This window comes from Kitasatospora sp. NPDC088548 (genome assembly GCF_044753005.1).
Lineage (GTDB): Bacteria > Actinomycetota > Actinomycetes > Streptomycetales > Streptomycetaceae > Kitasatospora.
Map to the genome: position 1 here is coordinate 37,465 of NZ_JBIVMI010000039.1, position 24,349 is coordinate 61,813.

A 24,349-nucleotide genomic window follows, 5' to 3' on the forward strand; every position below is an offset into this window, starting at 1 on the left:
CGCCCCCCCCCCCCCCCCCCCGGCGCGGCCCCCCGCCCCCCCCCCCCCCCCCCCCCGGCCGCCCCCCCCCGGGGCGGGGGGGCCCCCCCCGGCGTCCGTCCACGTCCGGTCGGCGCGGCGAACGCCGACTCAGGGCGCCGCACCGACCACATCATCCACGGGGAGGCCACCGCGGCACCGCGGCCCGGCCGGGAAAGTCCGCCCCGCCCGCGCGGCCGGGGGCGCCCGAAGCGGTGTGCCCTCCGTCTCGTCCCGCACGGCTTTCCGCCCGGCTTCCTCGCCTACGGCACTCTCCCGGGCGGCCCGGCCCCGGTTTGGAAGGCCCGTCGGCCACCCCGGCCTGCCGATCGAAGGAGGGCTCCCGGGGTCCTTCGATCGCGTCCCGGGACACGGCCCGACCAGCGCCGTTCTGCCCCTAAAGTAAGCAGGCATGCAGGTCATCCAGTCCAGCAAGCTCGCCAACGTCTGCTACGACATCCGCGGCCCGGTGCTCGACGAGGCGATGCGGTTGGAGGAGCAGGGCCACCGCATCCTGAAGCTCAACACCGGCAACCCCGCCGTGTTCGGCTTCGAGGCGCCCCCCGAGATCCTCCAGGACATCCTGCGCAACCTGGCGTCCGCGCACGGGTACGGCGACTCCAAGGGTCTGCTGTCCGCCCGCCGCGCCGTGGTGATGCACTACGAGGAGCGCGGCCTGCACGGGCTCGGCGTCGAGGACGTCTTCCTCGGCAACGGCGTCTCCGAGCTGATCCAGCTGGCCATGACCGCGCTGCTGGACGACGGCGACGAGGTGCTCGTCCCGGCCCCGGACTACCCGCTCTGGACGGCCTCCGTCTCGCTGGCCGGCGGCACCGCCGTGCACTACCGCTGCGACGAGCAGTCCGAGTGGTACCCGGACCTCGCCGACATCGAGGCCAGGGTCACCGACCGGACCAGGGCGATCGTGGTGATCAACCCGAACAACCCGACCGGCGCGGTCTACCCGCGCGAGGTGCTGGAGGGCATCGTCGAGATCGCCCGCCGGCACCAGCTGGTGGTCTACGCGGACGAGATCTACGACAAGATCCTCTACGACGACGCCGAGCACATCCCGCTGGCCACCCTGGCGCCGGACCTCTTCTGCGTCACCTTCAACGGCCTGTCCAAGGCGTACCGGGTGGCGGGTTTCCGCTCCGGCTGGATGGTGCTCTCCGGCGAACGCCAGCGTGCCCACAGCTATATCGAGGGCCTGACGGTGCTCGCCTCGATGCGGCTCTGCGCCAACATGCCCGCCCAGCACGCGGTGGCCGCGGCGCTCGGCGGCCGGCAGTCGGTCAAGGACCTCGTCCTGCCCGGCGGGCGGCTGCTGGAGTCCCGGGACGCCGCCTACCGGCTGCTGAACGACATCCCGGGCGTCAGCTGCGTCAAGCCGAAGGGCGCGCTGTACGCCTTCCCCCGGCTCGACCCGAAGGTCTACAAGATCAAGGACGACGCCCAGATGGTGCTGGACCTGCTGCGCGCCCAGCGGATCCTGCTGGTCCAGGGCACCGGCTTCAACTGGCCCGAGCCCGACCACTTCCGGCTGGTCACCCTCCCCCGCGCCGAGGAGATCACCGACGCCGTCACCCGGATCGGCGACTTCCTCAGCGGCTACACCCAGCCGTGACCGGCCCTTGATCGACACGTACCCCGGACGGCCGCGGGCTCCGGGCGCTCCGCCGCCCGGTGACCCGGTGTCTCCGCCCCGCACTCGCGCCGGAGCCCCGGCCGGACGGCCTCCGCTCGTGCGGGAGGGCCGTCCGGCCGGGGCTCCGGCCGTACTGTCCGACCGGTTCGGCGCCCGGCTCAGCCGAGGCGCTTCACCAGGGCGCGGTACTCGTCCCACAGCTCGGTGGGCGTGTGGTCGCCGAAGAGCTCCAGGTGGGCCGGGACGAGCGCGGCCTCCTGGCGCCAGATGTCGGCGTCCACGGTGAAGAGCAGATCGCGGTCGGCCTCGGAGAGGTCCAGGCCGGACAGGTCGAAGCCGTCCACTGTCGGCAGCACGCCGATCGGGGTCTCGACGCCCTCGCCGGTGCCCTCCAGGCGCTCGACGATCCACTTCAGCACGCGGCTGTTCTCGCCGTAACCCGGCCAGACGAACTTGCCCGCGGAGTTCTTGCGGAACCAGTTCACGTAGTAGATCTTCGGCAGCTTGGCGGCGTCCGCCCGGGCGCCGACCTTCAGCCAGTGGGCGAAGTAGTCGCCCATGTTGTAGCCGCAGAACGGCAGCATCGCGAACGGGTCGCGGCGCAGCTCGCCGACGGTGCCCTCGGCGGCGGCGGTCTTCTCGGAGGCGATGTTGGCGCCCAGGAAGACGCCGTGCTGCCAGTCGAAGGACTCCGTCACCAGCGGGACGGCGGTGGCGCGGCGGCCACCGAACAGGATGGCCGAGATCGGCACACCCGCCGGGTCCTCCCACTCGGGGGCGATGGTCGGGCACTGCGCGGCCGGGACGGCGAAGCGCGCGTTCGGGTGGGCGGCCGGGGTGCCGGACTCCGGCGTCCAGTCGTTGCCGCGCCAGTCGGTGAGGTGCGCCGGGGGCTCCTCGGTGAGGCCCTCCCACCACACGTCGCCGTCGTCGGTGAGGGCGACGTTGGTGTAGACGGTGTTGCCCCAGAGCGTCTCGATGGCGTTGGCGTTGGTGTCCACGCCGGTGCCGGGGGCGACGCCGAAGAAGCCGGCCTCGGGGTTGATGGCGTACAGCCGCCCGTCGGCGCCGAAGCGCATCCAGGCGATGTCGTCGCCGATCGTCTCGACCTTCCAGCCCGGGATGGTCGGCTGGAGCATGGCGAGGTTGGTCTTGCCGCAGGCGGACGGGAAGGCGGCCGCGACGTACTTGGGCTCGGCGGTGCCCGCGGGGCCGGCCGGCGGGGTGAGCTTGAGGACGAGCATGTGCTCGGCCAGCCAGCCCTCGTCGCGGGCCATCGTCGAGGCGATGCGCAGCGCGTAGCACTTCTTGCCGAGCAGGGCGTTGCCGCCGTAGCCGGAGCCGAAGGACCAGATCTCCTTGGTCTCCGGGAAGTGCGAGATGTACTTGGTGCTGTTGCACGGCCACGGCACGTCCGCCTGGCCCTCGGCCAGCGGGGCGCCGACGGTGTGCACGGCCCGGACGAAGTCGCCGTCCTCGCCCAGCTGGTCGAGCACCGCCTGGCCCATGCGGGTCATCACCCGCATCGACACGGCGACGTAGGCGGAGTCGGTGATCTCGACGCCGTACGCGGCCAGCGGGGAGCCGACCGGGCCCATCGAGAAGGGCACGACGTACATCGTGCGGCCCTTCATCGCGCCGCGGAACAGCCCGTCGGTGCCCTGGAAGACCTCCCGCATCTCGGCGGGGGCCTTCCAGTTGTTGGTCGGACCGGCGTCCTTCTCCTGCTCGGAGCAGATGTAGGTGCGGTCCTCGACGCGCGCCACGTCCGTGGGGTCCGAGGCGGCGTAGTAGGAGTTGGGGCGCTTCTCCTCGTTGAGCTTCCGGAAGGTGCCCTGAGCCACCAGCAGGTCCGCGAGGCGCTGGTTCTCCTCTTCGGAACCGTCGCACCACTCGATGCGGTCAGGCTGGGTGAGCTCCGCGATCTCGCTCACCCAGGCCAGCAGACGCGTGTGGCTGGTGGGCGCGGATGCGCTGAGAGCAGAGTTCTCGTACGACACGATCGCTCCGTTTCACGCCATCTCGGCAGAGAGACGGCGTAGCGGGGGTTTGAGGGTGCTTGCAGCGTAGCTCCGGCCCCAAGCCCCGACTGCGGCGCAGCGGTGAAATTGACTCACCTTTTACTCCATTAAGTATGATTACTTATGGGTAACCACGCGCTTCCGTCCCAGCCCCGGCGCGCGACCCGTCGCTCCGAACACTCCAAAACGTCCAAGAGTGACGATCGCCACTACCTACGCGCGAGTAACCTACGGATCCGTAGGTAACGGGTAGCATGCTGCCCATGACTGCTGAGCTCCACGAGAGCAAGCCGAAGTGGCGCGGCTGGCTGCACGCCGGGATGTTCCCCGCCACGGTCGCCGCCGGGATCGTGCTGATCTGCCTGGCCGACTCCACCCCCGCCAAGATCGCCTGCGCGATCTACTCGGTCAGCGCCTGGCTGCTGTTCGGGGTGAGCGCCGTCTACCACCGGTTCACCTGGGGTCCGCGCGGTGACGCCGCCCTGCGCCGGCTCGACCACGCGAACATCTTCCTGATCATCGCGGGCACCTACACCCCGTTCACCATCCTGCTGCTGCACGGCGCCGCGCAGCAGGTGCTGCTCTGGGTGGCCTGGGGCGGCGCGCTGGCGGGCATCGCGTTCCGGGTGTTCTGGGTCGGCGCACCGCGCTGGCTGTACACACCGGTGTACATCGCGCTGGGCTGGGCCGCCGCGTTCTTCCTGCCGGACTTCCTGCGCACCGGCGGCGTCGCCGTCATGGTGCTGATGATCGTCGGCGGGGTGCTCTACAGCATCGGCGGTGTGGTGTACGGGCTCAAGCGGCCCAACCCGTCACCGCGCTGGTTCGGCTTCCACGAGGTGTTCCACGCCTTCACCCTCGGGGCCTTCATCGTGCAGTACGTCGGCGTCTCACTGGTGGCGTACAGCGCGGCCGGCTGAACCCGGCACCCCGTCACGGGCGGTCGACCGGTCCAGCGACCGGGCGGCCGCCCGTTCCGCCGTCCAGTCCGGGGCGGGGCGCTCCCGACCGAAGCGCTCCGGGGCCGGGCGGTCGCGGAACGGGCGCTCGGGCACAGGGCGCCCGGGCACGGAGCGCTGGGGGGCGGAGCGCTCACGGGAGCGCGTCTGCCGGGCGTCCAGCGCCTCGCGGGCCCGGCGGCAGCGCTCGCAGTGCGCGGCGTCCGGGGTGCCCCCGGCCGGGCGGTGTCCGCGCGGCACGGCCGGCCGGCGCAACGCCTGCCAGCGCCGGGCGACGTACACCATCAGCAGCAGCACCTCGACCCCCGCGACCATCAGTACCAGCGCGGCGCCGTTGATCAGATAGGCCGCGACCACGGCCAGCGCTGACATCACGACCACCGCCGCGCCCAGGACCTGGACGCTCGACTCCTTGTCGGCCATTCGCCTTCCCCTTCCTGCGCCGGGCTCGTGGTCGGCTCCTGCCGCCCCACCCCTTCTCCGCTCTCGGCACGCGTCGGTCCGCACTGACCGATTGCCACATCCTATCTACCGACAGTCACCCGCCACCGCCCCGAAGCGGCGAACGACAGATCAACGTTGCGTCAATTCCGTGTGCGGAACCCGCACTTCCAGGACACATGACAGAGCGTATCCGGGCGGCCACCTGCCGGACATATTGACTGTCGGAATCTTTTAGGAGTTACTGTCATTTGACAGGGACTTCCCCACAGCCTCCCGGAGGTTGCCGTGCCCGCCGCACCCGACTCCCCCGTACCCGAGCCCCCCGAGCCCCCCGAGCCCCCCGGGGCCGCGACGGCACCCGACCCCCGGCGCTGGCTCGCGCTGGTCGCCGTCGCGCTGAGCGTCCTGGTGATCAGCTTCGACATGACGATCCTCAACGTCGCCCTGCCCACCCTGGCCTCCCAGCTACAGGCCACCACCGGGCAGCAGCAGTGGATCGTCGACTCCTACACCGTGGTCTTCGCCGCCGTGATGCTCCCGGCCGGGCTGGTCGGCGACCGGTTCGGCCGCCGCCGTACCCTCACCGTCGGCCTCGCCCTCTTCGGCCTCGCCTCCGCCGTCGGCATGCTCGCCGACAGCCCCGGCACGCTGGTCGCCGCCCGCGCCGCGATGGGCCTGGCCGGCGCCCTGGTCATGCCGATGTCCATGGCCGTGATCCCCGGACTGTTCCCGGCGGGCGAGCAGCGCCGCGCCACCGCGATCCTGGCCGCCGCGCTCGCCCTGGGTACCCCGCTCGGCCCACTGCTCGGCGGCTTCCTGCTCCAGCACTTCTGGTGGGGCGCGATCTTCGTGATCAACATCCCGCTGACCGTGATCGGCATCGTCGCCTGCCTGCTCCTGCTCCCGGAGACCCGCAACCCCACCGCGCCCAGGATCGACCTGCTCGCCACCCTGCTCGGCGCGGGCGGCCTCTCCGCACTCACCTACGGCATCATCGAGGGCCCCGACCGCGGCTGGGCCGACCCGCTGGTGCTCGGCGTGATCGGCGGCGCCGTGGCCGCCCTCACCCTGCTGGTGCTGCGCAGCCGCCACCAGCGCGACCCGATGCTCGACCTCTCGCTGCTCGCCGACCCGACCTTCCGCTGGTCGGCGGTGGGCGCCACGCTGGTCTCGGTCGTCCTGTTCGGCGCCTTCTTCGTCCTGCCGCTCTACTTCCAGAGCGTGCTCGGCGCCGACGCCTTCGGCACCGGCCTGCGGCTGATGCCGATGATGCTCGGCCTGATGGTGGCCGCCAAGGCCGGCGACCGGCTGGTCACCCGGATCGGCCCCCGCGCGGTCATCACCTTCGGACTGGCCGCGCTGGCGGCCGCCCTGCTGCTCGGCAGCCGCACCCGGGTCTCCGACGGCTACGGCCTGGCGGCGGTCTGGCTCACCCTGCTCGGCCTCGGCATGGGGCTGTCACTCATCACCGCGCAGGCCTCCGCCCTGCTCACGCTGCCTCCCGGCCGGGCCGGCGTCGGCTCCGGGCTGCTGCAGACGCTCCGCCAGGTGGGCGGCGCGATCGGGGTGGCGGTCTTCGGCAGCCTGCTGGCCGACTCCTACCGGGGCGCGCTGGACACCGCCGGCCTCCCCGCCGAGGCGGCGGACCGGGCCGGGCAGTCGGTGATCGCCGCCGACGGCATCGCCGGAGCCACCGGGAACCCCGCGCTGGCCGCCTCCGCGCACGCCGCCTACGTCCACGGCATGGCGCTGGTGCTGCTGGTCGCCGGGGCGGTCGCGGTGCTGTCGGCGGTGCTCGTCGGGCTGCGGATGCCCACCGCCGAACCGCGCGGAGCCACCGGGCCGGGACCGGAGCAGGAGCCGACGACGGTGCCTGCCGGCGATCACGGATAATCGAAGGTATGAGCGCACCCCGGTCGACAACGGCGCATCCGGCAGGCCCGGCCAACCCGGTCCAGGCGATGCTGGAAGCGCCGCTGTCGCTGCGCGAACGCAAGAAGCTGAAGACCCGCCAGGCGATCCGCCGGGAGGCCTACCGGCTGATCGCCGAGCAGGGGTACGAGAACACGACCGTCGACCAGATCGCGGCCGCGGCCGAGGTCTCGCCGTCCACCTTCTTCCGGTACTTCGCCACCAAGGAGGACCTCGTCCTCTCCGACGAGTACGACCCTGCGATGATCACCGCGCTGCTGGCCCGGCCCGCCGACGAACCGTTCCTCCGCTCCTGCCGGGAGGCCGTCATCGGCCTGCTCCGCGAACTGCTCCAGCACGAACGCGAGGAGCTGCTCACCCGGATGCGGCTGGTCGGCGAAGTCCCCGCGCTGCGCGCCCGGATGATCGACACCGCCAACGACCCGCAGCGGCTCTACCTCGACGTGCTGACCCGGCGGGCCGGCGTCGACCAGCCGACCCTGGACATGCGGATCACCGCCGCCGCCCTCGGCGCCGCCACCACCGAGGCGGTGCTGCACTGGGCCGAGGGCCGCGGCGAGCAGGACATCGTCGACCTGGTCGACCACACCTTCGCCGTACTGGAACGGGGCTTCGCCGGCCTGTAGCGGGGAAGGGACCCGCACCCGCGGCGGCGGGACCCGGCCGCATCCCGGGCCCCGCCGTCCTCCGCGCGGCCGCCCTACCCTCGCCGGGCGCCCGCCCGCCGCCGCAGGACGACACCCGCGCCCGCGAGCGCGGTGACGCCCAGGGCCGCGGCCGCCGTGACGGCGGGCAGCGCGGTGCCGCCACCCTCCGCCTCCGTGGCGGTGGCACCGGGCTGGTAGCCACCGCCCTTCCCGGCCCGGTCGTACGCCGAGCCGGGCAGCTTGTCCCCGTACCGCTGCTGGACCAGCTTCTGGTAGGCCGCCAGGCCCACCCCCGCCGTGCCCACCGAGCGCCGCGCCTCGTCGTCCAGCGGCAGTACCCGGCCGTCGCGCAGCACGTACCAGGCGTTCAGCTGCGGCTCCCGGAAGGCCGTACCGCCACCGCCGGCCGCCGCCTTCGCCGCGTAGTCGCCCTCGTCGCCGCCGGAGGCGATGTTGACCACCCGCCAGCCGTCGCCCTGCTTGACCGTCCAGACCGAGGCGACCTGGCCGTCCGCCGAGACGGCCCGGCTGGCGGTGAACTCGGCCTTCGCCACCGGTGCGCCCGGGGTACCGGACACGAAGGCCGCGTCCAGCGTGTACACCGGCACGGTCTCACCCGACAGCCGTGGGGCGGCCGCGCTCGCCGCCCGTGCCTCCTCGGCCGCGCCGATGGTCAGCTGCTGGGTCGGCGGCACGCCCTTGCGGGCGAAGAAGTGGCCCAACTGGTCGAGGACGGCCGGGCTCTGGGCCGCGCCACGGGCCTGCGCCAGCTCGGCGGCGGTGACCGGGACGGGGGCGCCCGCCGGACCGTCCGCGTGCGCGGCCGGGGTGACGGCCAGGCCGAGGCCGGCGGCGAGCAGGACGGTGACGGCGGCCCGGCGGGCCTTGCTGAGGTCAGTCATGATCGCCCCTCACGCGCCGATCCGGTACAGGGAGTGGGTCCAGGAGAACGTGCCGTTGGACACGTAGTAGTTGTAGTCCGCCCAGTTGTAGCGGTTGTTGGACGGCCAAGGGTCGCCCCAGTAGACCCAGTTGTTGCCGGCGTCGTAGCCGTACAGCACGTGCATGTGGCCGCCGCCGGAGCTCCACTGGATCCGGGTCTCCACCGGACGGTCGGCGTTCACCTCGGTCTGCACCGTGCTGTAGCGCAGATAACCGGTGACGTACGAACCGGGGTTGATGCCGGCCCAGCTCAGGCCGTTCTGCACATCGCCCAGCGTGGCCTGGCTGTTGGGGCAGCTGGAGTTGGCCGAGCGGCCGAACGCGGCGTTGCAGAACTGGTTCTGGCTGTAGGTGTGGCCGAACCAGGTGGCGATGGTGTTGCCGCTCGCCGCCCAGCACCAGTTGGTCTGCTGTTGCTGCTGCATGGTGATGTTGAGCTTCTTGTACGTGCCGGCCGCGTCGAGCGTGCTGCCCGGCGCCGCGGCCGGACGGACCTGGGCGGGCGCGGCGGGCGCCGCCTGGGCGGGGGTGGTCACCGCGACGCCGAGCGCCGGGCCGATCATTCCGAGCGCGAGCACCGAGACCGCGCGGCGCAGCCGTATCCGTGGAACTGGCATGGGGGGATGCCTCCTTGCATAGGCAGAGGAGTCGAGGGGGTGGGTGTGCGGTCCGGATCGCGCCCCGAGCATCGCGCCGTTGACAGAGCCAGGTCAACGGCCGTCCCGCCGGCCGGGCCCGGGTGTGAACGGCCCCGCGCGGATGTGAACACCGCCCCGAAAACCCCCGTGCGGCAGGCCCCGACCGGTGACAAACCGCCCTTCACATGTGAATATTCACGACCAACCGGGCCGGCCCGCACCCGCCCACGAGGAGGCAGTCATGCAGCGCGGCGACCAGTCCGACCTCACCACCGCCCTGCGCACCGGCCCGTTCCACCTCGCCCTGCGCACCGCCATCACCGCCCGCGGCCTCACCCTGCACCGGGTCCGCCGGCACCTCGCACTGCGCGGCGTGCACGTCGGGGTCACCAGCCTCAGCTACTGGCAGCAGGGCCGCCGCCGCCCCGAACGTGCCGAGTCGCTGCGGGCCGTGGCCGCGCTGGAGGAGGTCCTGGAACTCCCCGAGCACTCGCTCACCCGGCTGCTCGGCCCCCGCCGGGCCACCCCCGCCGGCCCCACGGGCCCGCCCGTCCTCCCCTACCGGGACCTCATCACCCCGGCCACCGCCGTCGACGACCTGCTCGCCACCATCGCGAGCCCGCGCGACACCGGCCTGCACACCATCACCCACATCGAACGCGTCCGGATCGGCGCCGACCGCCGGATGCTCCGCCGCGACTCCCAGCACGCGCTGCGCGCCCACCGCGACGGCATCGACCGCTATCTCGCCATCTACCAGGGCGATCCGGGCGGCGACATCACCCGGGTCGACGTCCGGGCCGAGGAGAACTGCCGCCCCGGCCGGGTCCGCCGCGACCAGGCCCACGACCTGCTGGTCGCCGAGCTCCTCCTCGACCACCGGCTGCGCGCCGGCGACACCCGGCTGCTCGGCTACGGCTTCGACGACGCGCCGTCACCGGCCCCCAGCCGCGAATACGTCCGCGGCTTCAACTCCGGCGCCGGCCAGTACGTCCTCCAGGTCACCTTCCACCCCGCCGCCCTGCCGGTCCGCTGCCACCGCTTCGCCCTCCACTCCCCCGGCGAAAAGCCCTACGAGAACGAGGAGTTGACCCTGGACGGCCACCGCTGCGTCCATCTGGTGGCCTCCGCGGTCCGGCCGTGCCTGCTGGGGATCGGCTGGGACTGGGAGTAGGGCTTGTCCGGCACTTCGCGCCGCATCGGCGCGCGGCCGTCAGCGCCGGAAGTCCAGCGCCAGGCAGTCCTCCACCGGCCGGTAACCGATCTTCTGGTAGATCGAGTTGCTGGTCGGGTTGGCCAGGTCGGTGTAGAGCAGCACCTCCGACGCGCCCCGCGCCCGCGCGTACGCCGACGCCGCCGCCGTGATGCCGCTGGCGTAGCCGTGGCCGCGGCGCTCGGGCGGGGTGTAGACCGGGCCGATCCGGGACATCCCGACGATCACCGGGCTGTTGCCGGCCATCGCGACCGGGTGGCCGCCGTCCTCCCAGAGGTGCAGGAGGCCCGCGGCCACCCGCTCGTCCACGCTGCGCGGAACGCCGGGCAGCTGCACCCCGACCTCGAGCAGGAACGCCTCGTACCAGGCGATCAGCAGCTCCCGGTCGGCCGGCGCCGCCACCCGGTGGCGGCCTGCGGGCGGGCGCGGCGGTTCGGTCAACTCGCCGAGCCGGTAGAGGCGTTCGCTGGACCGGACGGATTCGGCGGCCCCGGTGGCGGCCTGCCAGGCGGCGGCGAACGCCCGCACCGCCGACTCGCCGCCGGCCACCCCGTCGACCTCGGTGAAGCCGGCCCCGGCCGCGGCCAGTTCGGCCGCGAGCCCGGCCGCCGCCTCGTCTGGCATCACCCCGAGGCGCGGGCTGAACGGGGGCGTCCGCAGAAAGGCGCCCTCGACCGGGCCGCCCGGCTCACGGCTCCACCACCCGAAGACCGGCGGACGCTCCCCGAAGACGTCCAGCCCGTGCTCGGCCAGCCGGTGCACGACCGTGAGCAGCACGGTGTTCTCCACCGGACGGGCATCGAGGAAGCCGCCGGCCCCGGCGCGGAAGTCGTCCAGCGAGGTGGTCAAGGTCCAGGTCATGGCAGAGTCTCCCACCCCGGTCACGTCGGACACCAACCGTTTTACCGACCCGGCGGCCGCACCGCGTCACGCCCCGGGCGTTCCCCCCAGCCGCTCCGCCAGCACCGCCGGGTCGGTGGTCGGCGCCTCGCAGCTGAAGTGCCGGCAGACGTACGCGGCGGGCGCGCCGCCTACCAGCGGCCGGTCCGCCAGCAGCGGCACCCCGCCCGACCCGGGCTCGCCGACCGCGACCACCACGCCGGGCGCGGTACCCCGCAGGGCGGCCCGGTGCAGCGCGGCGGTCGCCGGGTCACCGGCCGGGCCGACCACGGCGACTTCGCGCGGACCGTCCGCCAGCGCCTCGGCGACGGCCAGGCCCCAGCCGACGAAGCGCGGGGCCCGCGAGGCGAGCGCCCCGACGATGCCGAGCGCCCGCTCGGCGGCGGTGCGGTGGCGCGCCGAACCGGTGTACGCGGCATAGCCGAGCAGCGCGCCCGCGGCGGCCGTCCAGCCGGACGGGGTGGCGTTGTCGGTCGGGTCCTGCGGGCGCCGGATCAGCTCCTCCGCGTCGTCGGCGGTGTCGTACAGCGCACCGGACGCCTCGTCGGCGAAGTGCTTCAGCACGGTGTCCAGCAGCCCGCCGGCCAGATCCAGCCACTCGGCCCCGCCGGTGACGGCGTACAGCGCGAGGAAGCCCTCGGCGGTGTCCGCGTAGTCCTCCAGCACCCCCGCGTTGGCACCGGGCCGGCCGTCCCTGGAGGTGCGCAGCAGCCGGCCGTCGGGCGTGAGGTGGACGGCGAGCAGCAGGTCGGCGGCACGCTCGGCGGCCTCGACCAGGTCGGGCCGGTCCAGCAGGGCGCCGGTCTCGGCGAGCGCCGCGATGGCCAGCCCGTTCCAGGCGGCGACCACCTTGTCGTCCCGCGCGGGCGCCGGCCGCCCGGCCCGCGCCTCGAACAGCCGCGCCCGGACGCGCTCGTACGCCTCGGCGTCCTGCGGGTCGGACAGCAGCTGGAGCACCGAGGCCCCGTGCTCGAACGTCCCCGCCTCCGTCACCTCGAACAGCCCGGCCGCGAGGGCGCCGTCCGCCTCCCCCAGCACCTCGGCCAACTGGCCCGGCGTCCAGGCGTAGTACGCCCCCTCCGCCGACTCGCCGCTCACCGGGTCGAGGCTGTCCGCGTCCAGCGCCGACGCGAACGCCCCCTCGGGGGTGCGCAGTTCACGCAGCAGGAAGTCGGCCGTGGAGAGCGCGGTCCGGCGCGCCAGGCCGTCGCCGGTGGCCCGCCACAGGTGCAGGTAGGCGCGCAGCAGCAGCGCGTTGTCATAGAGCATCTTCTCGAAGTGCGGCACCACCCACCCGGCGTCCACCGAGTACCGGGCGAAGCCGCCGCCGAGCTGGTCGTGGATCCCGCCGCGGGCCATCGCCTCGCCGGTGCGGACGGCCATCTCCAGCGCCGCCTCCGAGCCGGTCCTGGCGTGGTGGCGCAGCAGGAACTCGACCACCATGGCCGGCGGGAACTTGGGCGCGCCCCCGAAGCCGCCGCGCCGGGCGTCGAACTCCCGGCTGAGCACGACCAGCGCCTGGTGCAGATCGGCCGCCCCGGGCGGGTGGAGGGCGCTGCCGCCCACCGTGTACACCGAGGCCCGCTCGGTCAGATCGGCCCGGATCCGGGCGGCGACCTCACCGACCTCCTCCCGGCGGTCGCGCCAGGCCGCGTCCACCCCCTCCAGCACCTGCCGGAACGACGGCATCCCGTGCCGGGGCTCGGGCGGGAAGTACGTCCCGAAGTAGAACGGGTCCTTGTCGGGCGTCAGGAAGACCGTCATCGGCCACCCGCCGTGCCCGGTGGCCGCCTGCACCGCCTCCATGTAGACGGCGTCGACGTCCGGCCGCTCCTCACGGTCGACCTTCACCGCGACGAACCGCTCATTGGCGTAGGCGGCGAGCGCCTCGTCCTCGAACGACTCGTGCGCCATCACATGACACCAGTGGCACGCCGCGTACCCGACCGAGAGCAGCACCGGCACCCCGCGCCGCCGTGCCTCCTCGAACGCCTCCACTCCCCACGGCCACCAGTCGACCGGGTTCTCGGCGTGCTGCAGCAAATACGGCGAGGTCGCATCGGCGAGGCGGTTCGGCATGCCCCCATCCTCGCGCATCGGCGCCGGTACGGGGGCGGTGTCTCACTCCTTCGGCGGCTCCGGCTCCTCGACGAAGTTGACGCGCTTGAACTGCCGGTTCATCGATTTGGCCAGGAACCAGGTGGCCACGCCGAGGGCGGCGAAGACGACGAAGCCCAGCAGGCCGGGGGTCACCTTGGCGTCGTCGACGGCGAGCGAGGCGGCGAGGTGGGTGAGGTTCACGGGGGTGCTCATCTCTCCATGGTGGCCCGGCTCACGACGAGCCGGGCCACCGGGGGTGGGTCAGTCGCGCGTGTCGGCGGCCTCGACCGCCATGGAGGGGGTGCGCAGGCCGGCGAACAGGTCGTCCTCCGGCAGGTCGGCGTCGATCAGGGTGCGGGCCAGCTCGTAGTCCTCGGTCGGCCAGACCTCCCGCTGGACGTCCAGCGGGACACGGAACCAGGGCCCGTCCGGGTCGATCTGGGTGGCGTGGGCGATCAGCGCGCGGTCCCGGGTGCCGAACCAGTCGCCGCAGTGGACCCGGGTGGTGATCTCGCGCTCCTTGCGGCCGCTCTTCTCCCAGCCCTCGATCCACTCGCCGTACGGCGACTCGTGGCCGTGCTCGGTGAGGTAGGCGTGCAGCGCGCGGATCCGGCCCATCGGGAAGCCGTGGTTGTAGTAGAGCTTCAGCGGCTGCCAGGGCTCGCCGGCCTCCGGGTAGGCGTCCGGGTCGCCGGCGGCGTCGAAGGCCAGCATGGTGATCTTGTGGGTCATGATGTGGTCGGGGTGCGGGTAGCCCCCGTTCTCGTCGTAGGTCGTGATGACCTGCGGCTTGAACTCGCGGATCAGCCGGACCAGCGGCTCGGCCGCCTCCTTCACGTCCTGCAGGGCGAAGCAGCCCTCGGGCAGCGGGGGCAGCGGATCCCCCTCGGGCAGGCCGGAGTCGACGAAGCCGAGCCAGGCCTGGGTGACCCCGAGGATCGCGCGGGCCTCGTCCATCTCCTTGCGCCGGACCTCGTGGATGTTCTCCTCGATCTCCGGGCGCCCCTGCAGCTTGGGGTTGAGGACCGACCCGCGCTCACCCCCGGTGCAGGTGGCCACGAGCACGTCCACCCCCTGGTCGACGTACATGGCCATGGTGGCCGCACCCTTGCTGGACTCGTCGTCCGGGTGAGCGTGCACCGCCATCAGTCGCAACTGCTCAGTCAACGCCAGCGTTCCTTCCACAATGTCTGGGCCTTCCGCGAAGTCCGGTCTGCCCATCGTCCGAGCCGCTCAGTTCGGGACCGCGTCACCGCGGGACCGGCCGGGCATGGCGCCGACACGGCCGAGCCCCGCCCCCGCCGGACCGGCCGCGGGCGTGCCCCTCCTATAGTGACGGACTGGAGGACCCTTCCATTCCCCCGCACCACCCCTGGCCCCTGGGGGTACCCTCCGGCCGCCGGGCCGGGGGACGCCCTCCCCAGGAGAGGACTGACTCCGATGAGCGCAGGCACCACCACCCCGCAGCTGCCCGAGGGGCGCTACGGCCGGCGCGGCGACCGCGAGGCGGACCGCCGTCTGAAGGTGGTGGGCGCGGCCTGCGGCGTGCTGCTGCTGGGCCTGGTGGCCTGGCTCGGCGGCTCCTACCTGATCCGCGAGACGAAGATCAACGGCACCGTCCCGTCCTTCGAGGCGGTCTCGGACTCCGAGATGCGGCTGCACCTGGCGGTGCGCAAGGGCGACGGCACGGCGGGCAGCTGTACCGTCCGCTCGCAGGGCGAGGACGGCGCCGTCGTCGGGGTGGCCGACTTCGCCGTACCGGCGGACGGCTCCAGCTACGACGCCGTGGTGAGCCTGCGGACCACCGCCCGCGGCACCACCGCCGAGCTGCTGGGATGCACCCCCGCCAAGTGACCCCCGGCGGTTGCGGCACGCCCGGGCGCATATTCGATCGCGGGAGCGGGAATCCGTAGAGGAGCCCCGCACCATTGCTGTACACCTTGGCGCAATGCTGTCGTCAATGGCGCGCCAACGACCCTCCCGCTTGTCGGCGGGAGTTGTTAGGCTCGTGATTTCGCCCCTTCCGCACCGGATGGTACGGGAGCGGGCGTTGCTTTGTAGTTAAGACCGAAATCACCACCACCCCGGCTGACGACTCACACCCTCAGCACAGCCCCAGCACCTACGAGGAGCACCTGTGACCCAGACCAGCGAACACGTGACCTGGCTCACTCAGTCCGGCTACGACCAGCTCAAGGCCGAGCTGGACCACCTGACCGGCCCCTGGCGCATCGAGATCGCCCAGAAGATCGAGGCGGCGCGCGAAGAGGGTGACCTCAAGGAGAACGCCGGTTACCACGCGGCCAAGGAGGAGCAGGGCAAGTACGAGCTGCGCATCCGACAGCTGACCCAGCTCCTGGAGCGCGCCAAGGTCGGCGAGGCCCCGGCGGACTCGGGTGTGGTGGCTCCGGGCATGGTCGTCACGGTCGCCTTCGACGGCGACGAGGACGACACCATGAAGTTCCTGCTCGGCTCGCGCGAGGTGGCCGGCGACGACGACCTGGACATCTACTCGCCGCAGTCGCCGCTGGGCCGCGCGATCGACGGCAAGACGATCGGTGACGACGCGACGTACGAGCTGCCGAACGGCAAGCAGGCCTCGGTCCGGATCATCGAGGTCAAGCCGTACGCCGGCTGATCACCCGCACCTGACGAGGGCGGCCGCGGAGAGTCTCCGCGGCCGCCCTCGCGGCTGCTCCGGCGGGGCTCAGGCACTGGCCGAACGGTACTTGCGCACCGACAGCCAGGAGAACACCGCGGTGATCACCAGCGACCAGAGCACCGACACCAGCGTCGCGTGCTGCATCGGCCAGGCGCTGTCCACCGGGCCGACCTGGTTGCCGAACAGGTCGCGGCAGGCCTGCACGGTGGCGCTGAACGGGTTCCAGTAGGCGATCCCCTGCAGCCAGCCCGGCATGCTGCCGATCGGCACGAAGGCGTTGGAGATGAAGGTCAGCGGGAACAGCCAGATCAGCCCGGCCGAGGTGGCCGCCTCGGGGCTGCGCACCGAGAGGCCGATCAGCGCGCCGATCCAGGAGAAGGCGTAGCCGAGCAGGAGCAGCAGCCCGAACGCGCCCAGCGCCTTCAGTACGCCCTCGTCGGTCCGCCAGCCGACCAGCAGCGCCACCATCGCCAGGACGACCAGCGTGAACGCGGTCTGGCAGAGGTCCGCCAGGGTACGGCCGACCAGCACCGCCGAACGGGCCATCGGCAGCGAGCGGAACCGGTCCACCAGACCCTTGGTCATGTCCTCGGCGATACCGGCGGAGGCTCCGGCCGTCGCGAAGGTCACGGTCTGGGCGAAGATGCCCGCCATCAGGAACTGGATGTACGTGGACGAGCTGGCCTGCGTCCCGGGGATCTGGATCGCCCCGCCCATGACGTACGAGAACAGCAGCACGAACATCACGGGCTGCATCAGCCCGAACACCACGATTTCGGGTATCCGGGTCATCCGGCGCAGGTTCCGCCGGGCGACCACCCAGGAATCGTGCAGGATCGCGGCCGCGCCCCGGCGCTGCCGGGGTACCGCTCCGCCGATGGCGTGCTCGGTGGCGGTCGTCATCTCACAGCTCCTTACCGGCCGCGACGGCCTGCTTGTCCGGGCCGGGGCCGGGGCCGGGGCCGTCCCCGCCGCCCGTCGTGCCCCTGCCGCGGCCGCCCCGGCCCCGGCTCCTTTCCCCGCCCTCGACGCCGTTCTCCTCGCCCTCGGCCGCGGCGGCGTGGCCGGTGAGCGAGAGGAAGACGTCGTCCAGGGTCGGACGACGCAGGCCGATGTCGTCGATCTCGATCGACCGGGCGTCCAGCTCGCGGATCGCGTCCGCGAGCACCCGGGCGCCGCCGCTGACCGGGACGGTGATCTTCCGGGTGTTCCTCTCCAGCACCGGCTCGCCCTTGGCGTACCCGGCCAGCGCGGCGACCGCGTCGCCGACCAGTTCGGCGCGGTGCACCACGACCTCGATCCGCTCGCCGCCGATCTGCGCCTTGAGCTGGTCGGCGCTGCCCCGGGCGATCACCCGGCCGTGGTCGACCACGGCGATGTCGTGGGCGAGGCGGTCCGCCTCCTCCAGGTACTGGGTGGTGAGCAGCAGCGTGGTGCCCTGCTCGACCAGGGTCTCGATGACCTCCCAGAGGGCGAGCCGGTTGCGCGGGTCGAGGCCGGTGGTCGGCTCGTCCAGGAACATCACCGGCGGCCGCACGACCAGGGCGGCGGCGAGGTCGAGCCGGCGGCGCATACCGCCGGAGTAGGTTTTGGCGGTGCGGTTCCTGGCCTCGGTGAGGTTGAACCACTCCAGCAGCTCCAGCGCCCGCGCCTTCGCGTCGCGGGCGCTCATCTGGTAGAGCTCGCCGACCATCTGGAGGTTCTCGAAGCCGGTGAGGTACTCGTCCACCGCCGCGTACTGGCCGGAGAGGCCGATCAGGCTGCGGACCTGGTTGGGGTGCTTGAGCACGTCGACGCCGGCCACCACCGCGCGGCCGGAGTCGGGGCGGAGCAGGGTGGTGAGGACGCGCACGGTGGTGGTCTTGCCGGCGCCGTTCGGGCCGAGCAGCCCGAGCACCGTGCCCTCGGGGACGTCGAGGCTGACGCCGTCCAGGGCTCGTACGTCACCGAAGGTCTTGACCAGATTCTCGGCTTGGATGGCTGGCGCCATGGGCCTGTCTCATCTCCTCGAACGACATTCGGACGATGGTGAGTGATCTGCCCCACTCTGCCCGTGTTCGGGCATGGGGGCGACTCGGTTTCGGCGCCCTCGGTCCACCGGGCCCCAAAACACGATGTATCGCGAGTCTGGCAGCTCGCGATATATCGCGTCAAGGGAGACGGCTCCGCCCTGAGTTCCCTCCGGATCCCGCCCGGCCGGCCCTACTGCGAGACCACGTACCCGGCGTCCCGCAGCTCGCCGATCACCAGGGCGCAGTGCTCCGGCCCCTTGGTCTCCAGGTGCAGGTCCACCTCGACCTCGGTCAGCCCCAGCCGCGGGTCGATCCGCACATGTGCCACGTCCAGCACGTTCGCGTCCACCTCGGTCAGCACCGCCAGCAGGTTCGCCAGCGAGCCCGGCCGGTCCGCCAGCCGCACCCGGAGCGACAGATAGCGGCCGGCCGCCGCCAGGCCGTGCCGCAGCACCCGCTGCATCAGCTGCGGGTCGATGTTGCCGCCGGAGAGCACCGCCACCACCGGCCCCTCGAACGAGTCCGGCTGCTCCAGCAGCGCCGCGACCGGGCTGGCCCCGGCCGGCTCGACCACCAGCTTCAGCCGCTCCAGGCTCAGCAGCAGGGCCCGCGAGAGCGAGTCCTCGGAGACCGTCCGGACGCCGTCCGCCAGGGTGTTGACCACCTCGAACGGGATGTCCCCGGGCCGGCCGACCATGATCCCGTCCGCCATGGTGGCGATGTGCTCCAGCGACACCGGCCGCCCCGCCGCCAGCGAGGGCGGGTACGCGGCCGCGCCCGCCGCCTGCACCCCGATCACCCGCACGTCCGGGCGGAGCGGCTTGACCGCCGCCGCGATCCCGGCCAGCAGCCCGCCGCCGCCCACCCCGACCAGGATGGTGCGCACCTCGGGGCACTGTTCCAGGATCTCCAGCCCGACGGTGGCCTGGCCGGTGACCACGTCCCAGTGGTCGAAGGGGTGGATGAACACCGCGCCGGTCGCTTCCGCGTAGCGCTGCGCGGCCTGCAGCGCCTCGTCCACCGTGGCGCCGTGCAGCCGGACCTCGGCGCCGTACTCGCGGGTCGCCGCGACCTTGGGCAGCGGCGCGGCCACCGGCATGAAGACGGTCGACCGGACCCCGAGCAGCGAGGCCGCCAGCGCCACCCCCTGCGCGTGGTTCCCGGCGCTCGCCGCGACCACCCCTCCGGCCCGCTGCACCGGCGAGAGTCCCGCGATCCGCACATACGCCCCGCGCAGCTTGAACGAGCCGGTGCGCTGGAGGTTCTCGCACTTCAGGTGGACCGGCGAGCCGATCAGCGCCGAGAGGTGCCGGCTGCCCTCCATTGGCGTCACCCGGGCGACCCCGACGAGCATCTTCTGGGCACCGCGGACGTCGTCGAGGGTGATCGGCCAGCTCTGCATAACGCCAGCCTACGGCCGCCGCGGCGGCCGGCCGGGGACGCCGGGCCTGTTCCCGGGCCCGCCCGGCCCGCGTACGCTGCTGCCTCTGAGCCTCTCTCACCGCACGACGATCGTGAGCCGCGATGACGACGACCTCGCCCCAGGCCACCGACCGCACCGACCCCGTGCACGCCCAACTCCAGTACCATCTGGCGGTGTTCGCCCGCCGGATGGAACAGGTCCGGACCTCCGACGGCGTCGGCGCGCTGGACCGCGCCGCCTATCTCCTGCTCGACCGCCTGGAGCGGCACGGGCCCGCCAATGTGAAGGCGCTGGCCGACGCCCTGGGCGTCGACTCCTCCACAGTCACCCGGCAGGTCGCCCCGCTGGTGGCGGCCGGCCTGGTCGGCCGGGTCCAGGACCCGGCCGACCGCCGTGCCGTACGGCTCGCACTGACCCCGCTCGGCGCCCGCCGGCTGGCCGAAGTGCAGGACGGACGGGCCGAGTTGACCCGCCGCCTGGTGGCCGGCTGGCCACCCGAGGAACAACGCGCGTTCTGCGCCCTGCTGGCCCGCTTCAACCACGCGATGGAGTCGTACACCGCGGACCGGCCAGGGCGGCAGGACTAACCCAGCGCCTGCCGGAGGTCCGCCAGCAGGTCGTCGATCGACTCGATGCCGACCGAGACGCGGACCAGGTCGGCGGGCACCTCCAGGGCCGAACCGGCCACCGAGGCGTGCGTCATCCGGCCCGGGTGCTCGATCAGCGACTCGACGCCGCCCAGCGACTCACCGAGGGTGAACAGCTCCGCGCGGTTGCAGACCTCGACCGCCGCCTCCTCGCCGCCCTTGACGCGGAAGGAGACCATGCCGCCGAACGCCTTCATCTGCTTGGCGGCGATGTCGTGGCCGGGGTGCTCGGGCAGGCCCGGGTAGAGCACCTGGCTGACCTCGGGGTGGCCGGCCAGCAGCTCGGCGACCTTCTCCGCGTTGGAGCTGTGCCGGTCCATCCGCACGCCGAGGGTCTTGATGCCGCGCAGCACCAGCCACGCGTCGAATGGCCCGGCGACCGCGCCCATCGCGTTCTGGTGGTACGCGACCTCCTCGCCGAGGCCCGCGTCGGCCAGCACCAGCGCACCGCCGACCACGTCCGAGTGGCCGCCCATGTACTTGGTGGTGGAGTGCACGACCGCGTCCGCGCCGAGCGAGATCGGCTGCTGCAGGTACGGGCTGGCGAAGGTGTTGTCGACCACCAGCAGCGCGCCGGCGCCGTGCGCGATCTCGGCGAGCGCGGCCAGGTCGGTGATGCCCAGCAGCGGGTTGGACGGGGTCTCCACCCAGACCGCGCGGGTGTTGGGGCGCAGCGCCTCGCGGACGGTCGCCAGGTCCTGGGTGTTGGCGACGGAGAACTCGACGCCCCAGCGGGTCAGCACCTTGGCGAAGAGCCGGAAGGTGCCGCCGTAGGCGTCGTTGGGGATCACGATGTGGTCGCCCGGCTTGAGGACGGTGCGCAGCAGGGTGTCCTCGGCGGCCAGGCCGGAGGCGAAGGCGAGCCCGCGCGCGCCGCCCTCCAGCGCCGCGAGGCACTCCTCCAGCGCGGTACGGGTGGGGTTGGCGCTGCGGCTGTACTCGTAACCGCCCCGCAGGCCGCCCACCCCGTCCTGCTTGTAGGTGGACACCTGGTAGATCGGCGTGACGACGGCCCCGGTCTGGGGGTCTGCTTCCTGACCCGCGTGGATGGCGAGAGTCTCGAAGCCCTGGGGAAGCTGGTGCTCGGTCATAGCACTGAGGGTAGTGCGCAAATGCGTCGAAGCCCGGTCAGAGCGAAAGCCCGGTGCAGCTCGTCACACCCGGCCGCTACGATCTGCACGCACCGTACACATGTTCACCAGCGCCGCACCCTGCGGCACCCTTCGGGGGAGGACCACCGCATGGGCGCGCCCCAGCATCCCACCGGCATGAGCACGTCCACCAGAGCCCTGACCGCCGTGGTGATGCTCGCCGGCTTCTACCTGCTCGCCCTCGGCATCGTCGTGGGCCTGATCGTTCTCGACATCGGCCTGTACCAGGCCGCCGGCCACGTGAACCCGGGCGTGCTCAAGATCTGGGCGCTCACCGCCCTCGTCGCCTACCCCGTGGTCCGGGCGGTCTTCCTGACCCGTAGTCGCGAGGACGGCGGAGAGCTGCCCGGGGTGCCCGCCGACCGCGAACAGCAGCCCGCGATCTGGGCCGTGGTGGACCGCGTCGCCGAGCGGACCGGCGTCCGCGGCCCGGCCGAGATCCGGCTCGTCCCTGACGTCAACGCGGGTGTGCTGGAGGAGACCAGGCTGCTCGGCCTGCTGCCCGGCAAGCGCCATCTGGTGATCGGCACCCCGCTGTTGATGGGCCTCACCGAGGGCGAGCTGGAGGCCGTCCTGGCCCACGAGTTCGGCCACTACAGCAACCAGGACGTCCGGCTGGCCGGTATCACCGTGGCCGGCCGTACCGCGATCCTGCGCGCCGTCGGAGACCTGCACCAGAGCGCCGACGCGCACAAGGCCGAGGAGGCCGCCAAGCTCCAGGCCAAGGCCGAGAAGCGGATCGCCAAGGGCCGCAAGCCGTCCGAGGAGAAGGCCACCGGCGGCGTCGACCGGGTGCTGGCCAAGCTCTTCACCCTGTACGCGAAGCTGTACTTCCGGGTCTCCGAGTCGGTCAGCCGCCGTCAGGAGTACGCCGCCGACCTGGTGGCCGCCCGGCTGGCCGGCCGCGAGGCCACCGCCTCCGCGCTGCGAAAGGTCCCGGTGCTGGACGCCGCCCAGGGCTTCTACCTCAACGGCTACGCCACCCTCGGCTGGGGCGCCGGTCTGCTCCCGCCGCCCGGCCAGTTCTACGGCGGCCTCGCCCACCTGCTGAGCGACCCGAAGCGTCGCCAGGAGCTGGCCGATCTCGCCCTCGGCCTGCCCGAGCACGAGCCCGACCCGTACGACTCGCACCCGCCGATCGACCGCCGGGTCGCCGCCGTCGAGGCACTGCCCGACGACGGCCGCGGCGCCGGTGCGACCGGGCCCGCCTTCGCCCTGCTGCACGACGCCGAGCGCGTCCTCGTCGAGCTGGAGGTCGTCAGCCTGGTCCCGGAGGCCGCCGGCAAGCAGCGGGTGGAATGGCCGGAGCTGGTACGGACGGCCATGCTGGCGCACGCCCGTGAGGCGGCCGGTCCGGCCTGCCGGGCGCTGACCGGGCTGGGCCTGCCGCCCACGGTCCACGGCCTGCTCGACGCCGTCGACGGCGGCCGGGCGTGGGAGTTCACCGACCTGCTGCCGAAGAGCGAGCAGGCGGCCGCCGCCACCGGCCGGGCCGCCCGCGAGTTCGCCCGCCCCGTGCTGCGCGAGGAGCTCGGCCACGCCTTCGTGGTGGCCCTCGTCGAAAGCGGCCTGGCCTCCTGGGAGTTCTCCTGGTCGCGCTCGGCCGAGCTGCGCCTGCCCGAGGGCATGGCCGACGCCCTCGACCGGGCCCTCGACTCCGCCTGCGCCGACCGGCCGGACACCGCGCCGCTGCGTGCCCTGCTCGCCGGCGCGGCCGAGCCCGCCTCGGCCTGACCGTTCCGCCGTCCTTTCCCCGCTGTCCGGAAGAACATCTGTGATCGGCATCATCGTCCTGGCCTTCGTCGGACTGGCCCTGCTGTTCCCCGTGGTCATGACCCGGCTCGCCAAGCGCAAGCTGGCCCAGCTGGAGCGGGCCAGGGCCGCCATCGCCCGCCACGAGGGGCGGCTCGCCGAGGAGGAGCGCGCCGGCAACACCATCACCCCGGCCGAGCACGGCCTGCTGCTGGGCAGCGAGCTGGTCGTGGAGGGCGAGCCGGGCCCCGAGGAGCTGGCCGCGCTCCGGGCCGCCGAGTCGGGCGACTGGCGGCCGGCCGCCGCGTACCTGGCCGGCGGCGCGAACGCCGACGCCCGGGTGCGGCGGATGCGCCCGCTGTCGCAGCTGGCCGCCGAGGACGACACCTGGCTGCGGGCCTGGCGCGAGGAACGGCCCGAGGACCCGACCGCCGCACTGCTGCACGCCGACGCGCTGGTCCTGCTGGCCTGGAACATCCGCACCGGCTCGGCCGCCCGGCAGGTGTCCGCCGAGCAGTTCGCGGGATTCCACCGGGTGCTGCGGGAGGCCGAGGAGGCTTCCGCCGAGGCGGCCGCGCTGGCCCCCGACGACCCGAACCCCTGGGCGACCCAGCTCTCCATCGCGATGGGCCTCGGCTGGGACCACGACCGGTTCGGGGCACTGTGGTCCGAGATCGTCAAGCGCGACCCGTACCACTGGGCGGCCCACAACCGGGCCCTGCAGTACTGGTGCGCCAAGTGGCGGGGCAGCCACGAGCTGATGCACGGGTTCATCGACGAGGCCGTCGCCGCGGCGCCGGCCGGCAGCCTGCTGGCACCGATGAGGCTGGAGGCGTACTACGAGCAGTTCGCCCGGGACGACGAGAAGCGCACCGCCTGGCAGCGGCCCGAGGTGGGCGCCGCGCTCGACGCCGCGCTCGCCGACCTGGCCGCCGCCGACCCCGGCCACCACCGGATCCTGTACGCCCGGGGCTGGCTCGCCTTCGCGCTGACCCGCGCCGGCCGGGCCACCGAGGCGATGGAGCAGTACCGCGCGCTGGGCCGGTTCATCCCCCAGCCGTGGGCCGCCTGGTACGACGACCCCAGGCAGCACTTCGTCGACACCCGGATCGACGCCGTCAAGGCCTCGACGAAGGCCGCCGGGGCCTCCGCCTGACCCCCTGCCCCACCCGCTCGCGGCCGCCTCCGGAATCCGGTGGCGGCCGTCGGCGTTGGACTGTCTGCCATCCTTGCCGACCAG

The 24,349-nt window shown here is 73.1% G+C and carries 22 protein-coding genes; 10 read left to right on the forward strand and 12 right to left on the reverse strand.

Features of this window, described 5'->3' with window-relative positions:
- Window positions 1-430: 430 nt before the first annotated feature.
- Window positions 431-1,645, forward strand: coding sequence for a pyridoxal phosphate-dependent aminotransferase (locus tag ACIP82_RS34370; RefSeq protein WP_363607426.1), 1,215 nt, complete (start codon window positions 431-433; stop codon window positions 1,643-1,645).
- A gap of 179 nt (window positions 1,646-1,824) precedes the next feature.
- Here the strand turns inward: ACIP82_RS34370 and ACIP82_RS34375 are convergent, their stop codons facing one another.
- On the reverse strand, window positions 1,825-3,666 hold the full coding sequence (locus ACIP82_RS34375; protein WP_400659167.1) for a phosphoenolpyruvate carboxykinase (GTP): 1,842 nt from the start codon (window positions 3,664-3,666) through the stop codon (window positions 1,825-1,827).
- Window positions 3,667-3,941: 275 nt separating this feature from the next.
- On the opposite strand from ACIP82_RS34375, the gene ACIP82_RS34380 reads away from it, so the two are divergent.
- Window positions 3,942-4,607: a hemolysin III family protein gene (locus ACIP82_RS34380; protein WP_400659169.1), complete on the forward strand. Its 666-nt coding sequence runs from the start codon at window positions 3,942-3,944 to the stop codon at window positions 4,605-4,607.
- On the opposite strand, the gene ACIP82_RS34385 is transcribed toward ACIP82_RS34380, so the two are convergent.
- Window positions 4,578-5,069, reverse strand: a complete 492-nt coding sequence (locus tag ACIP82_RS34385) for a hypothetical protein (RefSeq protein WP_400659171.1) — start codon at window positions 5,067-5,069, stop codon at window positions 4,578-4,580. The two genes, ACIP82_RS34380 and ACIP82_RS34385, sit on opposite strands and share 30 nt — an antisense overlap.
- 306 nt (window positions 5,070-5,375) lie before the next feature.
- Between ACIP82_RS34385 and ACIP82_RS34390 the strand changes: the two genes are divergently transcribed.
- Together ACIP82_RS34390 and ACIP82_RS34395 are read left to right on the forward strand one after the other, a co-directional pair.
- On the forward strand, window positions 5,376-6,983 hold the full coding sequence (locus ACIP82_RS34390; protein ID WP_400659173.1) for an MFS transporter: 1,608 nt from the start codon (window positions 5,376-5,378) through the stop codon (window positions 6,981-6,983).
- A gap of 8 nt (window positions 6,984-6,991) precedes the next feature.
- On the forward strand, window positions 6,992-7,648 hold the full coding sequence (locus ACIP82_RS34395) for a TetR family transcriptional regulator (RefSeq protein WP_363607421.1): 657 nt from the start codon (window positions 6,992-6,994) through the stop codon (window positions 7,646-7,648).
- Between the two features lie 74 nt (window positions 7,649-7,722).
- On the opposite strand, the gene ACIP82_RS34400 is transcribed toward ACIP82_RS34395, so the two are convergent.
- Complete coding sequence (locus ACIP82_RS34400) at window positions 7,723-8,571, reverse strand: hypothetical protein (RefSeq protein ID WP_400659176.1); 849 nt, start codon at window positions 8,569-8,571, stop codon at window positions 7,723-7,725.
- A 9-nt stretch (window positions 8,572-8,580) separates the two neighbouring features.
- Complete coding sequence (locus ACIP82_RS34405) at window positions 8,581-9,174, reverse strand: papain-like cysteine protease family protein (RefSeq protein ID WP_363607481.1); 594 nt, start codon at window positions 9,172-9,174, stop codon at window positions 8,581-8,583.
- Window positions 9,175-9,490: 316 nt separating this feature from the next.
- Between ACIP82_RS34405 and ACIP82_RS34410 the strand changes: the two genes are divergently transcribed.
- On the forward strand, window positions 9,491-10,423 hold the full coding sequence (locus ACIP82_RS34410) for a hypothetical protein (protein WP_400659178.1): 933 nt from the start codon (window positions 9,491-9,493) through the stop codon (window positions 10,421-10,423).
- 39 nt (window positions 10,424-10,462) lie between these two features.
- On the opposite strand, the gene ACIP82_RS34415 is transcribed toward ACIP82_RS34410, so the two are convergent.
- The 4 genes from ACIP82_RS34415 to mca all read right to left on the reverse strand — a co-directional run bounded on the left by ACIP82_RS34415 (window position 10,463) and on the right by mca (window position 14,629).
- Window positions 10,463-11,323 carry a GNAT family N-acetyltransferase gene (locus tag ACIP82_RS34415; RefSeq protein ID WP_363607418.1) on the reverse strand — a complete coding sequence of 287 codons (861 nt, stop codon included), beginning with the start codon at window positions 11,321-11,323 and terminating at the stop codon, window positions 10,463-10,465.
- Window positions 11,324-11,389: 66 nt separating this feature from the next.
- Window positions 11,390-13,441 (reverse strand): thioredoxin domain-containing protein, encoded by a 2,052-nt coding sequence (locus tag ACIP82_RS34420; protein WP_400659180.1) that lies wholly within the window; start codon window positions 13,439-13,441, stop codon window positions 11,390-11,392.
- 42 nt (window positions 13,442-13,483) lie between these two features.
- Window positions 13,484-13,675, reverse strand: coding sequence for a hypothetical protein (locus ACIP82_RS34425; RefSeq protein WP_363607410.1), 192 nt, complete (start codon window positions 13,673-13,675; stop codon window positions 13,484-13,486).
- Between the two features lie 48 nt (window positions 13,676-13,723).
- A complete protein-coding gene (gene mca / locus ACIP82_RS34430) occupies window positions 13,724-14,629 on the reverse strand; it encodes a mycothiol conjugate amidase Mca (RefSeq protein ID WP_363607409.1) in 906 nt (301 codons plus the stop codon).
- A 273-nt stretch (window positions 14,630-14,902) separates the two neighbouring features.
- Here mca and ACIP82_RS34435 point away from each other — a divergent pair, with 273 nt between their 5' ends.
- Window positions 14,903-15,316, forward strand: coding sequence for a DUF4307 domain-containing protein (locus ACIP82_RS34435; protein WP_363607408.1), 414 nt, complete (start codon window positions 14,903-14,905; stop codon window positions 15,314-15,316).
- 283 nt (window positions 15,317-15,599) lie between these two features.
- A complete protein-coding gene (gene greA, locus ACIP82_RS34440; RefSeq protein ID WP_363607407.1) occupies window positions 15,600-16,100 on the forward strand; it encodes a transcription elongation factor GreA in 501 nt (166 codons plus the stop codon).
- A gap of 69 nt (window positions 16,101-16,169) precedes the next feature.
- Here greA and ACIP82_RS34445 read toward each other — a convergent pair whose 3' ends face one another.
- The 3 genes from ACIP82_RS34445 to ilvA form a co-directional block, all read right to left on the reverse strand.
- Window positions 16,170-17,027, reverse strand: a complete 858-nt coding sequence (locus ACIP82_RS34445) for an ABC transporter permease (RefSeq protein ID WP_363607406.1) — start codon at window positions 17,025-17,027, stop codon at window positions 16,170-16,172.
- 1 nt (window position 17,028) lies between these two features.
- Window positions 17,029-18,114, reverse strand: a complete 1,086-nt coding sequence (locus ACIP82_RS34450) for an ATP-binding cassette domain-containing protein (RefSeq protein ID WP_400659184.1) — start codon at window positions 18,112-18,114, stop codon at window positions 17,029-17,031.
- A 212-nt stretch (window positions 18,115-18,326) separates the two neighbouring features.
- Entirely contained in the window at window positions 18,327-19,538 is a 1,212-nt protein-coding gene (ilvA, locus tag ACIP82_RS34455) for a threonine ammonia-lyase (RefSeq protein WP_363607404.1), read from the reverse strand.
- A 122-nt stretch (window positions 19,539-19,660) separates the two neighbouring features.
- On the opposite strand from ilvA, the gene ACIP82_RS34460 reads away from it, so the two are divergent.
- Complete coding sequence (locus tag ACIP82_RS34460) at window positions 19,661-20,146, forward strand: MarR family transcriptional regulator (protein ID WP_363607403.1); 486 nt, start codon at window positions 19,661-19,663, stop codon at window positions 20,144-20,146.
- On the opposite strand, the gene ACIP82_RS34465 is transcribed toward ACIP82_RS34460, so the two are convergent.
- On the reverse strand, window positions 20,143-21,297 hold the full coding sequence (locus tag ACIP82_RS34465; RefSeq protein WP_400659187.1) for a cystathionine gamma-synthase: 1,155 nt from the start codon (window positions 21,295-21,297) through the stop codon (window positions 20,143-20,145). The genes ACIP82_RS34460 and ACIP82_RS34465 overlap by 4 nt on opposite strands.
- Before the next feature lie 177 nt (window positions 21,298-21,474).
- Here ACIP82_RS34465 and ACIP82_RS34470 point away from each other — a divergent pair, with 177 nt between their 5' ends.
- Window positions 21,475-23,091, forward strand: a complete 1,617-nt coding sequence (locus tag ACIP82_RS34470) for a M48 family metalloprotease (protein WP_400659189.1) — start codon at window positions 21,475-21,477, stop codon at window positions 23,089-23,091.
- Between the two features lie 40 nt (window positions 23,092-23,131).
- Window positions 23,132-24,265: a hypothetical protein gene (locus tag ACIP82_RS34475; RefSeq protein ID WP_400659191.1), complete on the forward strand. Its 1,134-nt coding sequence runs from the start codon at window positions 23,132-23,134 to the stop codon at window positions 24,263-24,265.
- The last annotated feature ends 84 nt before the right edge of the window (window positions 24,266-24,349 follow it).

Bases quoted from the DNA above. Each gene is read 5' to 3' on its own strand.
- ACIP82_RS34385 (WP_400659171.1), bottom strand. From the start codon at position 5,069: ATGGCCGACAAGGAGTCGAGCGTCCAGGTCCTGGGCGCGGCGGTGGTC.
- ACIP82_RS34395 (WP_363607421.1), top strand. From the start codon at position 6,992: ATGAGCGCACCCCGGTCGACAACGGCGCATCCGGCAGGCCCGGCCAAC.
- ACIP82_RS34370 (WP_363607426.1), top strand. From the start codon at position 431: ATGCAGGTCATCCAGTCCAGCAAGCTCGCCAACGTCTGCTACGACATC.
- ACIP82_RS34460 (WP_363607403.1), top strand. From the start codon at position 19,661: ATGACGACGACCTCGCCCCAGGCCACCGACCGCACCGACCCCGTGCAC.
- ilvA (WP_363607404.1), bottom strand. From the start codon at position 19,538: ATGCAGAGCTGGCCGATCACCCTCGACGACGTCCGCGGTGCCCAGAAG.
- ACIP82_RS34465 (WP_400659187.1), bottom strand. From the start codon at position 21,297: ATGACCGAGCACCAGCTTCCCCAGGGCTTCGAGACTCTCGCCATCCAC.
- ACIP82_RS34380 (WP_400659169.1), top strand. From the start codon at position 3,942: ATGCTGCCCATGACTGCTGAGCTCCACGAGAGCAAGCCGAAGTGGCGC.
- ACIP82_RS34425 (WP_363607410.1), bottom strand. From the start codon at position 13,675: ATGAGCACCCCCGTGAACCTCACCCACCTCGCCGCCTCGCTCGCCGTC.
- ACIP82_RS34420 (WP_400659180.1), bottom strand. From the start codon at position 13,441: ATGCCGAACCGCCTCGCCGATGCGACCTCGCCGTATTTGCTGCAGCAC.
- ACIP82_RS34410 (WP_400659178.1), top strand. From the start codon at position 9,491: ATGCAGCGCGGCGACCAGTCCGACCTCACCACCGCCCTGCGCACCGGC.
- ACIP82_RS34405 (WP_363607481.1), bottom strand. From the start codon at position 9,174: ATGATCGGCCCGGCGCTCGGCGTCGCGGTGACCACCCCCGCCCAGGCG.
- ACIP82_RS34400 (WP_400659176.1), bottom strand. From the start codon at position 8,571: ATGACTGACCTCAGCAAGGCCCGCCGGGCCGCCGTCACCGTCCTGCTC.
- ACIP82_RS34445 (WP_363607406.1), bottom strand. From the start codon at position 17,027: ATGACGACCGCCACCGAGCACGCCATCGGCGGAGCGGTACCCCGGCAG.
- ACIP82_RS34435 (WP_363607408.1), top strand. From the start codon at position 14,903: ATGAGCGCAGGCACCACCACCCCGCAGCTGCCCGAGGGGCGCTACGGC.
- ACIP82_RS34415 (WP_363607418.1), bottom strand. From the start codon at position 11,323: ATGACCTGGACCTTGACCACCTCGCTGGACGACTTCCGCGCCGGGGCC.
- ACIP82_RS34450 (WP_400659184.1), bottom strand. From the start codon at position 18,114: ATGGCGCCAGCCATCCAAGCCGAGAATCTGGTCAAGACCTTCGGTGAC.
- ACIP82_RS34470 (WP_400659189.1), top strand. From the start codon at position 21,475: ATGAGCACGTCCACCAGAGCCCTGACCGCCGTGGTGATGCTCGCCGGC.